This is a genomic window from Pseudoalteromonas prydzensis, assembly GCF_011050055.1.
Classification (GTDB): domain Bacteria; phylum Pseudomonadota; class Gammaproteobacteria; order Enterobacterales; family Alteromonadaceae; genus Pseudoalteromonas; species Pseudoalteromonas prydzensis_A.
In genome coordinates, this window is sequence record NZ_DRGM01000070.1 from 1 (window position 1) to 13909 (window position 13909).

Genomic DNA, 13909 nt, shown 5'->3' on the forward strand with positions numbered 1-13909 from the left:
ATAGAATGTGGGCGCATAGCTCAGCTGGATAGAGTACTCGGCTACGAACCGAGCGGTCGGAGGTTCGAATCCTCCTGCGCCCACCACTTTCTATAACTGAATAATTAATAAAGAGCCCGACACATGGTCGGTTTTTTTATGTTTGAAATTTGTAGTAAACTATTAAATAATTTACTACATTAGTCAAAACAAGACGTTAAAATTAAAATAGAATGTGGGCGCATAGCTCAGCTGGATAGAGTACTCGGCTACGAACCGAGCGGTCGGAGGTTCGAATCCTCCTGCGCCCACCACTTTCTATACATTTATATAAAGGTGTAAGAAAGCAATAACCGACGAGAGTCGGTTTTTTTATGCCTGAAAATTGCCTCGTCATTATAAAAATATAAAATCACATAAAAACACCAACCGAGCGGTCGAAGGTTCACTCTTTGAAGATACGTCCTGCGCTGCGCCCATCACTTTCTATACATTTATATAAAGGTGTAAGAAAGCAATAACCGACGAGAGTTGGTTTTTTTATGCCTGAAATTTGCTGTAGGCTCGGGTTTATCCCGCGCTTTTTTAAAGTTGCAACCACCAACCGAGCGGTCGAAGGTTCACTCTTTGAAGATACGTCCTGCGCCCACCACTTTCTATACATTTATATAAAGGTGTAAGAAAGCAATAACCGACGAGAGTCGTTTTTTGTACCTGAAATTTCACATAGCAAACGTCACTGAGGTTTGCTTAGAGATATGACAATTGTATGAATTTTTTATGGAAGCCGTTTTTATAGGATAATTTCATTTATGATGTGGTTGTTATTTTATCACATTATGAGTTTTATGATGATCTCTAGAAGACAATTTATTATTAGTGCCGGTACACTCGCTTTTATGGGGCTTTCCCGTAGTACTTTTGGCAAAGTACCATTGCTTGAAGTGAGTGAGCATTTAAGTGCCTACGGTCCGTTAGTGACTGATCCTAACAGGTTACTCGATTTACCAGCCGGATTTAGCTATCAAGTTATATCCAAACTGGGTGATAAAATGGATGATGGCTTTACAGTGCCAGATAAAGCAGATGGGATGGGCTGTATTGCCCTTGATGATGAGCGGGTTGCATTAGTTCGAAACCATGAATTAAAACCAACTGATTTAGTAAAAGCAGATGTTAGCTTACAAACCCATAAAAGCTCATTTGCTTATGACACTACTGCGCAAGGTGTTGCTTTGCCAGGAGGCACAAGCCACATTATTTATAATTTAAAAACCGCTAAAAAAGAGCAAGAATATTTGTCACTCATTGGCACTATTCGCAATTGTTCGGGTGGTATTACCCCATGGGGTAGTTGGCTTACTTGCGAAGAGAGTGTGCTGACTAAAGCGGATGGCTTTAATCAAGATCACGGCTATATTTTTGAGATACCTGCCAACGCTAAAGGGCTCGTAAAGCCTGAGCCTCTCAAGGCAATGGGGCGATTTAACCACGAAGCAGCAGCAGTTGATCCAACAACCGGTATTGTTTATTTAACAGAAGATAAAGGCGATAGTTTATTTTATCGTTTTATTCCTAATGAATACGGTAAGTTGAGTAAAGGCGGTAAACTGCAAGCTATGGTGATTAAAGCACAGCCGCAGTTTGATACTCGTAACTGGGTGACAGGGGCAATGCCTTTACAGCACAATATGGCCGTGGAGTGGGTTGATTTAGCGCAACCTGAAAGTCCAAAAGACGATTTAAGAATACGTGGCCACAAACAAGGCGCTGCACTTTTCGCCCGTGGTGAAGGGATACATTGGGGCGAAAAAGAACTTTATTTTTGTTGCACTAATGGTGGCCAAAAGCAGCTTGGTCAAGTGATGAAATATCAACCATCAGCGTTCGAAGGCACAGATAAAGAGCATTTAGCGCCAGGACAGGTGCAACTATTTGTAGAAAGCACTGATAAGTCGTTATTTAACTTTGGTGATAATCTCACTGTTGCACCTAATGGTCACTTAATTGTTTGTGAAGATCAATATACAGACGTGGTTGATAACCATTTACGTGGCGTAACACCCAGTGGCGAGGTGTATAATTTTGCCCGCTTAACCGCGCAAACCGAATTGGCGGGAGCTTGTTTTTCTGCTGATGGCAACACCTTATTTGTTAATGTGTATTCACCAACTAAAACATTAGCGATCACGGGACCTTGGCAGAGCTTTAAAGGCTAGCTGGTGATTGCCAATACTTACGTGCAAGTACGCTGTGGCTATTCAGTAGTGCGAAGTGAGTTAAGCTGATCCGCTTTATAGCTTAAAGTATAAACCGGATCAGCAAAGTGCTTAGCTCAGTTATTAACCAAATTAAAATAACAGGCTGAAGTTTAGGCGCAGGGTACGCGGCTCAATCGGGTGAAAGTGATTATCTTCAACGCCTTCAACTGGCTCACCGGCTAACCGTGATGCATAAAAGTAATCAATATCGTGATCAGTACTATCAAATATATTTAATAGCTCAAGGCCTACTTTCCAGTGCGTTTGTTGATAGCTTACTAAACCATTGACGACTGTAAGCGGCTCTGAGCGTTTGTCGCCATCGCTACTGAGTATGCGTTTGCCAATATGGCGTACACGCAACGAAGACTGCCACTGCTGGGTAATATGCCAATTAATACCCGTACTGGCGACCACAGGCACTGCGCCTTCAATTCTATCGTCATTTGAATCGATATCTAAGCGTGAATGGGTAAATGAGGCTTCTGCATCTAAACTCAAGGCATCATTAAGCCAATAATACGCACTGAGCTCTAAGCCGTAGCGTTTTGATGCATCACTGGCTTCGGTATTACCCGCATCACCCACAAACAGTAATTCAGAATCTAAACTCAGCCACCACAGTGCTGCTGATAAATTAAATTGTTGCTGATCAAAATAGCGCAGTCCCAGTTCAGCACCATTGCTTTGCACCAATAAATCAACTTTTGCTGCGGCATCGAAGGTAACAGGATCTTGGCGGATAGTGGCTCCTCGCGCATCATTTGAATGATACGACTGCCCCCAGTTGACATAACCGGCTAAGTTATCATTGAACAGATAATTTAAGCTGGCTTTAAAGCTAACCAAATCATCATCAGCACTGCCCGAATTAACATTGTTATTGCTATTAACATCTGCGTCAAAGTAATCATAACGTACCCCAAACGTGGCTTCGAGCGCTTGGCTTAGGGTCATTTTTGCTTGCCAATAGGCTGAGTAACTGGCTTCGTCTACCGCATCTTCACGCACTGTGCTTAAACGTTGACGTTGTTTAGTATTGTATAAACCTACTTGCTCAATATCATCGCGGCGATATTCAACCCCAACAGTATGTTGAATTGGTATCTGTGCGAGGGTGTCAGCAAATTGATAACTCAGTGCGCCACCAGTAATGGTGCGGTTATCGACTTGTTGGAATTGATCGCCATTAACAGGATCATTTAAAAAGTAAGAGAAATTAGAGAACAAGTCCATATCATAATTGATCACATAGGCGTTGGCTTTAATATGCTGGCCTTGCCAATTTGCCGATAAACTATAGCGGCTAGAGCTACCGCCTACCGTTGTATCGAGTGACCCAAGTGCACTAATAATGCCTTGGTCTACAGCACGTTGTGGGATTTGATCTGCTGAGTTCCAGCTATTATCGTAGGCCATTGCCGTCACAGCTAAATCGCCATCCCACGCTTTGCCGACATAACGGAGTAGGGCATTTTTTTTATCTACATCTTCTTTGATATCTTGCCAAGGGCCATCGTAACCTTGCCACTCACCGGCAATAATGATTTTACCGTTAGCAACGCCAAGTGTGCCCAGTGCCATCAACCGTTGATAGTTGTCTTCACCAAGAGTGATATCGAGTTGTTGATGCTTCGGGTTATCGGCTAAGTTAAATTCGGCACTGCCCGCGGTTGAAAAGTCCCCTTGTGCGGCGCCATAGGCACCTTTTTGATAATCAATGGTTGCAATCGTCTCAGGAATAATAAAATTAAGATCAGTATAGCCTTGACCATGCCCATGGCTGCGCATATTGATTGGCATGCCATCAATGCTGGTGGCAAAGTCAGTACCATGGTCAAGATTAAAACCGCGGATAAAATATTGATTGGCCTTGCCTGAGCCACTGTGTTGAGTAACGGCCATACCTGGGATCAGCTCTAACATTTCGGCGCTACGTAACATTGGTCGGTTTTCTATTTCACCTTGGCCAATCACGCCACTTGATGCACTAATAGCCTCACCAATAAGTCCTGTGCGATGCCCGTATATGGTAATTTCTTCAATGTTGGCAAGTACATTGGTAGAGCAGAGCAAGCTAGTAGATAGAATTAACAAATTGCGCATGATCATTTCCTTATAAATAGGTCGAAGTGTTTATATTTAATACTAATACGTTTAGTGATGTTAATTGGATGCAAATATTTGCTTGTAGCGGAAAATATGGTAGCTTTAATAAAATATTCCAAAAATAATAACTTAAAGGAATTTAAATTGATTTTAGCTAAACTAAAAAAAGTAGCGCTGAAACTAATCTGGGTGAGTTCAGTAGTGGTACTTGTTGCGTGCCAAAGTCAGTCACATCAAGCAGCGCTAAAAGAGCAACAAGGCCTATTTTATCAGCAGGTGATGTTAGCCGCGCCAGTGCTACCGGCTGATCTTACTAATACGGCGATGCTGGATCACGTGGTTGCTAATCGTGTTGCGCAATCTGCATATAAAACGGCGAATGAAGTTGATTACAGCAAAACCAACTGGCAGCAGCGTGTTGCCGCTGATTGGCACTATTTTGATATTCCTGCAGCACAAGGTAAGTTATTAGTCATTGATTACCAACAACAAGGTGATCAATTGGCATATCGCTATTTAGCAAATGGCAGCCAAGATGATTTATATGAACCTTGGAGCTCATCTAAAATTCAAGCATTTAGTGGTGCAATCGCAAAAGTACGAGCAACTAATCTTGAGCTGGGCGCACACGCCACAATAGGCAATAGTAATGTCGCTGATTTGATCACCAGTATTAATAGCTATGCGCCTTTTGGCAGTGCTGATGGTAACTCGAATGCGATTGCTAGCTATTTCATAAATGTTGCTGGGCGTGAGTATTTAAGTAATTTATTTGCAGATAGTTGGCTAAAGCTCAATGATTCTCGCATTATGTTTAAAGGTGCGTATGCGACAGAGATTTTTACTCCTAGCAAGACTCGTTGGCAAAGTACTGACAGTGACACTGTTGTTAGCGATATCGCTTATTTTACTGTTAATAGTGATGATCCTGCTTATCTAGGTTATCGCTGTGATGGCTGTGGTTTAACCGGTAATAAAGCGATGACAACGTTAGCCCAGGCTGAATGGTTAAAGCGCTTGGCGAGTCATACGAGAGAGCCTTTAACGCAGCAGCCCTTTCTACAAGCAGAAGATATTGATGTACTTTTTAATGGCACTGGGCACACAGATAAAACCGCTAAAGTGGGTGGTATGATGCAAGGGATCAGTCAAATGATCACCCAGTCATTAGCGCAAGTATTGGCAGCCAATGATTCTCGTCCAGCTAAACAGGTCTTGGATGAATTAACGCAAGGGCAATGGCGAGTATGGCAAAAAATCGGCTGGGGCCCGAGCGAAACGCGCTCAACCACAGAAGTTGTGATGTTGGCTCATGTTTATTTACCGTTTATTCAAGGCGGGCGAGAGTTCACCTTAGCGGCACAAAATAGTGTGCCAGGAGCAAGTGAAGAGCATCTAGCTGCGACAGGGTTACAAATGCAGGCTAATTTTACTCATGCATTTAAGCAATTACTGAAAAGCCAATAAACGCAATATCACACAATTTATAAAGTAAATTGATAATAGAGGATTACCCGAATGCGACTAACACTTATCGCCCTGAGTATTTCATTAGCCAGTATTGTTACTATGGCACCCAGCGTAGCTGCGGTTAACATCTGGCAATCAGATGTCATTGGGGTCAATCAATCACAGTTAACCCCACAGCACTGGCTTAGCCAAGTGACTGATAAAACGCTGATGAGTGCAGCGCAAATCGCGGCATTTAATAAACAATTAATTGCTGAAAATGAACATATTGTTGATCCACTCGATTTTGCCTCACAGCTAACTCGTGAGCAGTTAAAGGCACATATACTCAGTATTAGTGCAGTACCAAAAAGCCCACGTTTTTATCCTAATGGCAGCCCATTAACCGCTCAGCATTTTGAAAAATACCAAGCGAATTTGAATTTAGACGCGCTGGCAGATAACAATCAAGTTAGTTATGGAATGGCGGTAAAACGCTCTGTACTGCGTACGTTTCCAACTTGGGATAGAGTATTAAACAGTGGTTTAGATAAAGACCTTGATCGTTTTCAAGAAAGCGGTTTGTTCCCTGGTGACACCATTGCTATTTTGCATGAAAGTGCCGATAAACAATGGTTACTGGTGCGTGCTTATAATTATTTAGCTTGGGCACCCAAAGCGGATATTGCCAGCTCAAATAAAGCGAAGTTACGTGAATTTAAGAATAACGATGATTTTTTATTGGTCACTGGTGCTAAAGTTAATACTGCTTATGTGCCAGATGATAGCAGTACATCACAAGTGCAGCTTGATATGGGAGTGCGGCTACCTTTAGTTGACTCGCAGCAGGTGGCAAATTTATTACATGGGCAAAATACTTACGCAAGCTATGTTGTACAATTGCCAACCCGTGATCAGCAAGGTCAGTTAGTGTTAAAACCCGCACTGATTAGTCGCAGTAGTGATGTCAACCTTGGCTATTTACCTTACAACCAACAGCATTTAGTCAAGCAAGGGTTTAAGTTTTTAGGCGAACGTTATGGCTGGGGCCATGATTACAACGGCCGTGATTGCACCGGTTTTGTTGGCGAAATATACAAAACCTTTGGTTTATTAATGCCGCGAAACTCGGGTCAGCAAGGTAAGGGTGAGTACGGTATAAATCATCGCTTTGATAACGCCAGCTCAGAGCAACAGAAACTTGCCACGATAAAACAAATGCAGGTAGGCGATCTAATTTATATACCAGGCCATGTGATGATGTATTTAGGTGAGCAAGACGGCCAGCCTTATGTCATACATGATGTGAAAGGGCTTGGTTATAATAAGCCTGATGGCAGTTTTTATTCAAGTTCACTTAATGGCGTATCAGTAACGCCATTACTGCCACTGCGTTTATCGCAAACAAAAAGCTATTTAGATCGCACCTATAATATTAAACGTATTCGCTAGGAGTAAACCATGAAAATTACCGCGATACGGTTTGCTAAACTAAAAGTGCCACTCGTTACGCCATTTAAAACAGCACTGCGTGAAGTGAGCTTTATTGAAGATTTAGTGGTGATCATTGCAACCGATAAAGGTGAAATTGGCTACGGTGCTGCGGCATCGACGCCGGTAATTACCGGCGATACTCACCAAAGTATCCTCAGTGTTATTAAACAATTTATAGCGCCAAAATTGCTTGGTATGGAAATTGAAAACCTTAATCAAATATGCCAAGTGATCCAATCAAGCGTAGTGGCAAACTACAGCGCAAAAGCCGCGCTAGAGCTGGCAGTGTATGACTTGTGGGGTAAATTATACCAAGCACCGCTGTATAAGTTGCTTGGCGGTGGCAGTAAAACACTGCGTACCGACATCACTATTAGTGTGGATAATATTGATAAAATGCTCAGCGATTGTGCTGTGGCTGTAGCGCAAGGTTTTGATATTTTAAAAGTAAAAATTGGCAATGAGTTACAGCAAGATATCGAACGGGTGAAAGCAATTTATCAGGGTTTTGGCCAGCACACGCAAATTCGTTTGGATGTAAATCAAGGCTGGAATGCCAAACAAACGGTGTTTGCATTACAGAAACTAGAAAGCCACAATGTTGAATTAGAACTTGTTGAGCAACCGGTAAAAAGTGATGATTTTAAAGGCTTAAAATATATCACTGAGCGAGTTAACACGCCAATTATGGCCGACGAAAGTGCCTTTTCGCCACAGCAAGTAATTCAATTATTAGAGCAAAATGCCGTTGATATTATCAATATTAAAGTAATGAAAACCGGAGGCCTAAGTCGTGCTATTGAAATTGCCAATATTACCGCGCAGTATCAAGCTGATTGCATGATCGGTTGCATGTTAGAAGGCAGTATTGCCGTTGCTGGGGCGGCACATTTAGCGTCGGCAAAAGCCCAGCAGATCAGTAAAATAGATTTAGATGGCCCAGCATTGGGTCAATATGATCCGGTGCAAGGCGGCGTGGAATTTAATGGCCCAGCGATCACCTTAAGTGATGGCCCAGGTTTGGGCATTAAAAGTATCGATACCTTACAACCGATCAACGATGGAGTTTGGCCGTTATGAAAAAAATAATAATAACCCTGCTTGCCACCACAGCCCTCGGTGGCTGCGCTAATAGTGAAACGAGTGCGAGCTCGGTGGTTACAAGTGAGACTGTGATCCCAGCGCAGAGCCAACAACTAGTAGTGGTGGTGGCCGATGACTGGCAAGCGATTGGCGCGCAGTTGTATCGATTTGAACGGGTTGCAGGGCAGTGGCAACAACAAGGGCAAAAGCACAGTGTGGTATTAGGGCGCACCGGTTTAGCGTGGGGAATTGGCTTACACCCAGAGCAAGCGGGCGAACAAAAACAAGAAGGCGATGGTAAGGCACCCGCAGGAATTTTTGAACTAGGCAGCGCATTTGGTTATTTAGATTCATTAACCACCAATCTGACCTATCAGGGCATGACTGCCGATGATTACTGTATTGATGTCAAAGGCTCGCCATTTTATAACCAATTGGTTGATAAATCTGTGGTCGGAGAGGCGGCGGTAAAAGGTTCATCGGAGTGGATGCGCCGTGATATTTATAGTCAAGATGACTTGTATAAAAAAGGCTTAGTGGTTAAGCACAATAGTCAAAATATCGATGGTGCAGGCAGTTGTATTTTCATGCACTTATGGCGTGCAGAAAATAAACCAACCGCAGGCTGTACGGCAATGACAGAGCAAAACATGGATACCTTGTTAGCATGGTTAGATGAGCAGAAAAAGCCATTACTCGTGAGTTTACCTGCCTTACAATATCAACAAAAACAATTACTTTGGAAGTTGCCTACCATTAAATAATATGTATGAAGCCCGTTTGTTAGCTGGCTTTATAAAGTAAATAATAAAACTGTTTTCTTTTTACTGAATTAATGGAATAATATATTCCATTAGTTGGTTTGAAGTTGGGATAATAAATGAGTGCACAATACACCTTGCTAGATTGGTTCGTGTTCGCAAGCTACGGAGCAATTTTATTACTCAGTGGTTGGTGGTTTAACCGTAAGCGCGCCAATTCAAGTAAAGACTTCTTTTTAGGCGGCAATAGCATGCCGACCTGGATGGTGGCTATTTCAGTGTTAGCTACTTCACAATCCGCTGCTACTTTTATTGGTGGACCCGACCAAGGTTATCAAGGCGACTTATCATATTTGGCGACTAATATTGGCGCATTTATTGCCGCGTTTATTGTGTCTATTTTTCTGATCCCTAAGTTTTATCAGCAAAAAGTATATACGGTTTATGAGTTGCTAGAAAAGCGCATCGGCCCTAAAGCAAAACGCCGTAGCGGACTTATGTACTTATTTGGTCGTGTATTTGCTAGTGGCGCCCGTTTGTATATGGCAGCCATTGCAGTGGCAATGATTCTATATGGCAATATCAATGCAGATAGCGTCATTATTGCCACTTTATTGCTAGCGCTCGCTGGTTTGTTGTATACCGTATTTGGTGGCATTCGCAGCGTAATTTACTCTGATGTGCTGCAAAGTGTGGTGTATGTGAGTGCTGCGATTGCTGTTATCTGGTGTTTATTAACACTGATCCCAGCAGATTTATCGACTATTTTAGCAACCTTAAATGAGCCGACCCCCGGTGCTGATTCAAAATTGGCTATTTTTAAGTTTGATTTAGATTTTGGCCCAAGCGGTGTATTTAATATGGCGTCGGTATTAACCGGCTTTGTATTGCTTAATATCGCGGCTTTTGGTCTTGACCAAGATATGACGCAACGTTTACTGACGTGTAAAAGTGAAAAAGAAGGCAGCAAAGCATTACTACTTTCTATCGTAATGGTTATTCCCGTGATGTTGGTGTTTATCTTTATTGGCTTATTACTGTATATCGTGTACCAACAGCCAGCATTAATGAACAGTGAGGGTGCGCAAGTCGTGCAAGAGTTCAATGGTGAAAAAATCACTATCTTTATGTATTACGTATTAAATGAAGCGCCAGCAGGGGTAAAAGGGTTAGTTAGCGTGGGCATTATAGCCGCCGCTATATCAACTTTAAACTCAGGGTTAAGCTCTATGTCATCGGTTATTGTGCAGGATTTATATCGCCCCTATTTAGCGGCTAAAAATAAACAAGTTGCTGATAATCATTTTGTTAAAGCAGGGCGCGTTGGCATGGCCGTGGTAAGTTTCGCATTAGCAATGATGGCGATTATTTGTTACTTCTGGCAGCAATACAGTGATATGCCACTGTTAAAGTTTGCGCTCAGTGTAATGGTATTTTCATACAGTGGTTTATTAGGTGTGTACTTCACAACGTTATTTACAAATCGGGGTAGTGAAGGCTCAGTACTGGCGGCGTTAATTGTTGGCTTTATGGTAACGCTATTAATGCAGCCTTACATGATTGATTGGCTATTCCCAGCCTCAGCAGAGCGCTTTTATTTAGGCTTTACTTGGCAGCTGTGTATTGGTACTGCGTTGTCGACCTTAGTCTGCTGTTTAGGTAAAGCACAGTTAGCTCAACGTGGTCAAGCGGCAGTTGGAGCAGAGCAAGCATGAGCCTAGATTATATCCTTGCAATTGATGGCGGGGGCACAAAAACAGTCGCCAAGCTAATTCATTTGCCCAGTGGCCAAGAGTATACCGCTCATGCAGGTGAGGCGTCGATTTACAATGATTTTAATACAGCAATAAGCAGTTTGCAGCAGGTGATCAACAGTGTGTGTGAACAAAGTGGTGCGCAGCATAGTCAAATTTTAGCGGTTATGGGGTTGGCTGGTGGTGCATCGAAAGCCTTAGTTGAGCGAGTCACTGCGACTTTACAGCTTGGCTGTGATATTGAGTTTGCACAGCTGATGATTGTCAGTGATGCCATTACTTCATTATATGGTGCTAACCTTGGCCAGCCGGTCGCCATGCTTGCTTTAGGCACGGGCGCCGTAGCCGCGAGATTAACAGCCGCAGGTGACACTAAATTAATCGGTGGTTGGGGTTTCTCAGTCGATGATTTTGGTGGTGGTGCACGCTTAGGGTTAAGTGCAGTACAACACTTGTTAGATGAAATTGATCGTTTTAACGAGCCTCAAAACCCGTTAACAAAACAATTAAGTGAGCAAATTGGCGGTGATCGCGAGCATATTTCCAGCTGGCTCTTGAGTGCCAAAGCGGTGGATTATGCACGCTTTAGCCCGCTTATTTTTAGCTTAAAGGATCAATGTTCTCTTGCAGATACGGTACTAAGCGAACATGCTCGCCAAGTCGAGCGGTTGATTGAAAAGTGCCGTGCTGATAGTCAATTACCCGTCATTATTATCGGTGGCTTAGCAGATGTAACCATTGCGTTATTAAATGAACATATACAACAAAATTTATCTCCCCGTCGAGGGGATTCATTAGTTGGTGCGGTGATTTTAGCCACCGACCGAGTTAAACAAATTGACCACAAAAGGATTACGCGATGAGCCCTGAGTATGTTTTTAACCAGCAGCGCGCGCTTTTAGAAGAACTGAACGGAATTGTCTCAGAAGGACAAAATCTGGACACCTTAGATATTGATTTACTCGATAGTACTGAGATATTAACTAAAATTAATACTGAAGATCAAAAGGTTGCAGAAGCAGTAAGGTTAGTGATCCCAGAGATAGCCAAAGCGGTTGATCATATCGTGACAGCGTTTAAACAAGGTGGCCGACTTATTTATATTGGTGCAGGTACTAGTGGCCGACTTGGGATCTTAGATGCAGTTGAATGCGCGCCCACTTACAGCGTAAGCGATCAGCAAGTGATGGGCATTATTGCTGGTGGCGAAACGGCTTTTAAAAAAGCGGTGGAAGGTGCCGAAGATAGCTTAACACTCGGTGTAGAAGATCTTAAGGCAATAAATCTACAAGCAAAAGATGTTGTGGTAGGGATTGCCGCCAGTGGCCGTACCCCTTATGTGCGCGCTGCTATTGATTACGCTAAATCAGTGGGCTGTACCACTGTGGGTGTGACCTGTAACCCAGACTCGGCGGTGATGAAACAGCCCGATATTGGTATTTGCCCGGTGGTAGGCGCTGAAGCGGTGACTGGTTCAACGCGAATGAAATCAGGCACAGCGCAAAAATTAGTATTAAATATGCTCAGTACCGCCAGTATGATCCGCACCGGTAAAGTGTATAAAAACTTGATGGTTGATGTGAATGCCAGCAATGAAAAGCTGCATGCTCGTGCTATTCGTATCGTTATGCAAGCAACCGATTGCACTCATCAACAAGGCGTTGCTGCACTCGCACAAGCAAAGCAAAGTGCCAAGTTAGCTATTTTAATTATCTTAACGGGTAAAGATGCCGCGCAAGCTGAGCAAATGTTAAACCAAGCCGATGGCTTTTTACGTAAAGCGGTGGAGCTCTAAATGTTGATCAGGATATTGGTTATTTTACAGTGTTTAATGTTGAGTGCATGCGCTCTACATAGCGCTGCAGATAGTAGTTCAGTAGATACTACGATGAGTGTTGGTGCAGTACAGTACCAGCAGTACTTGCCTCAACTTGAGGGCAAACGCGTTGGCTTAGTGGTTAATCAAACTTCACAAGTTGATGGCATTCACATCGTTGATTTATTGCGTGATAAAGGCGTAAATGTGACTAAAATATTTGCTCCTGAGCATGGCTTTCGTGGCGATCATGATGCGGGCGCCCATGTAAAAAGCACGGTTGATGCAAAAACGGGTATCGATGTGGTGTCTATTTACGGCAGTAATAAAAAGCCCAATGCGGCAGTATTAAGCGAATTAGATGTGATTATTTTTGATATCCAAGATGTTGGCGTGCGCTTTTACACATATATTAGCTCCATGCATTATATGATGGAAGCCGCGGCGCAAAACAACCTTGAATTTATCGTACTGGATAGACCAAACCCGAATATTGCCTATGTTGACGGCCCAGTTTTAGATTTAAAATTTCAGTCTTTTGTTGGCATGCATGAAATCCCCGTACTACATGGTATGACAGTGGGCGAGTTGGCAAAGATGATCAAAGGTGAAGCGTGGATAGATCAAGCTCAAGCACTTAATTTAACGGTTGTACCTGTGGCGCATTATAGCCGCGATATGACCTATAGTTTACCTGTTCAGCCAAGCCCTAATTTACCGAATGATCAGTCAATTGCACTTTATCCGTCACTGTGCTTTTTTGAAGCAACGCCAATTACCATTGGTCGCGGCACAGACTTTCCATTTCAAGTCATTGGCTATTCACCTACACCGCTAGGGGAGTTTAGTTTTACTCCTCGTGCGATTAAAGGCGCGTCTATGAACCCTAAGTTTAAAGGGGTTGCAGTGCAAGGCTTAGATCTACGTGACAGCGCAATAAAGGGGCTCGACTTACGCTTATTTATTAGCGCCTACAAAACGTTATCGCAAAACGAGCAAACGTTCTTTGAACGTGCAGACTTTATGGATAAACTGGCGGGCACAGACAAGCTGCGTTTAGCCATTGAAGCAGGGCAGTCTGAGCAGCAAATTAAACAAAGCTGGCAGCAAGATTTAGCACGCTTTAAACAGCAACGTGCGCCGTATTTGTTATATCAATAAGTATGGTTTATTTATCAACTTCAAAACGCAGCTTAGGCTGCG

General features: G+C 43.0%; 10 protein-coding genes and 2 tRNA genes. 11 read left to right on the forward strand and 1 reads right to left on the reverse strand.

Annotated features, from left to right (window positions below):
* Positions 1 to 9: 9 nt before the first annotated feature.
* The 3 genes from ENH88_RS06240 to ENH88_RS06250 all read left to right on the forward strand — a co-directional run bounded on the left by ENH88_RS06240 (position 10) and on the right by ENH88_RS06250 (position 2198).
* Positions 10 to 86, forward strand: a tRNA-Arg gene (locus ENH88_RS06240).
* A 130-nt stretch (positions 87 to 216) separates the two neighbouring features.
* Positions 217 to 293, forward strand: a tRNA-Arg gene (locus tag ENH88_RS06245).
* A 537-nt stretch (positions 294 to 830) separates the two neighbouring features.
* Positions 831 to 2198 (forward strand): alkaline phosphatase PhoX, encoded by a 1368-nt coding sequence (locus tag ENH88_RS06250; RefSeq protein WP_304180775.1) that lies wholly within the window; start codon positions 831 to 833, stop codon positions 2196 to 2198.
* 132 nt (positions 2199 to 2330) lie between these two features.
* On the opposite strand, the gene ENH88_RS06255 is transcribed toward ENH88_RS06250, so the two are convergent.
* Positions 2331 to 4346, reverse strand: a complete 2016-nt coding sequence (locus ENH88_RS06255; protein WP_304180745.1) for a TonB-dependent receptor — start codon at positions 4344 to 4346, stop codon at positions 2331 to 2333.
* A 147-nt stretch (positions 4347 to 4493) separates the two neighbouring features.
* Between ENH88_RS06255 and ENH88_RS06260 the strand changes: the two genes are divergently transcribed.
* The 8 genes from ENH88_RS06260 (at position 4494) to ENH88_RS06295 (ending at position 13867) form a co-directional block, all read left to right on the forward strand.
* Entirely contained in the window at positions 4494 to 5816 is a 1323-nt protein-coding gene (locus ENH88_RS06260; RefSeq protein WP_304180747.1) for a hypothetical protein, read from the forward strand.
* A 51-nt stretch (positions 5817 to 5867) separates the two neighbouring features.
* Positions 5868 to 7250: an NlpC/P60 family protein gene (locus tag ENH88_RS06265; protein ID WP_304180748.1), complete on the forward strand. Its 1383-nt coding sequence runs from the start codon at positions 5868 to 5870 to the stop codon at positions 7248 to 7250.
* 9 nt (positions 7251 to 7259) lie between these two features.
* Complete coding sequence (locus ENH88_RS06270) at positions 7260 to 8372, forward strand: mandelate racemase/muconate lactonizing enzyme family protein (protein WP_304180750.1); 1113 nt, start codon at positions 7260 to 7262, stop codon at positions 8370 to 8372.
* Positions 8369 to 9139 (forward strand): hypothetical protein, encoded by a 771-nt coding sequence (locus ENH88_RS06275; RefSeq protein ID WP_304180752.1) that lies wholly within the window; start codon positions 8369 to 8371, stop codon positions 9137 to 9139. Before ENH88_RS06270 ends, ENH88_RS06275 begins: the two co-directional genes overlap by 4 nt.
* Positions 9140 to 9255: 116 nt before the next feature.
* A complete protein-coding gene (locus tag ENH88_RS06280; RefSeq protein ID WP_304180753.1) occupies positions 9256 to 10851 on the forward strand; it encodes a sodium:solute symporter in 1596 nt (531 codons plus the stop codon).
* Positions 10848 to 11753, forward strand: a complete 906-nt coding sequence (locus tag ENH88_RS06285; protein WP_304180755.1) for a BadF/BadG/BcrA/BcrD ATPase family protein — start codon at positions 10848 to 10850, stop codon at positions 11751 to 11753. The genes ENH88_RS06280 and ENH88_RS06285 overlap by 4 nt, the downstream gene beginning before the upstream one ends.
* Positions 11750 to 12685, forward strand: a complete 936-nt coding sequence (gene murQ / locus ENH88_RS06290) for an N-acetylmuramic acid 6-phosphate etherase (protein ID WP_304180757.1) — start codon at positions 11750 to 11752, stop codon at positions 12683 to 12685. The genes ENH88_RS06285 and murQ overlap by 4 nt, the downstream gene beginning before the upstream one ends.
* A gap of 36 nt (positions 12686 to 12721) precedes the next feature.
* Positions 12722 to 13867 (forward strand): exo-beta-N-acetylmuramidase NamZ family protein, encoded by a 1146-nt coding sequence (locus ENH88_RS06295; RefSeq protein WP_304180777.1) that lies wholly within the window; start codon positions 12722 to 12724, stop codon positions 13865 to 13867.
* Positions 13868 to 13909 lie beyond the last annotated feature (42 nt).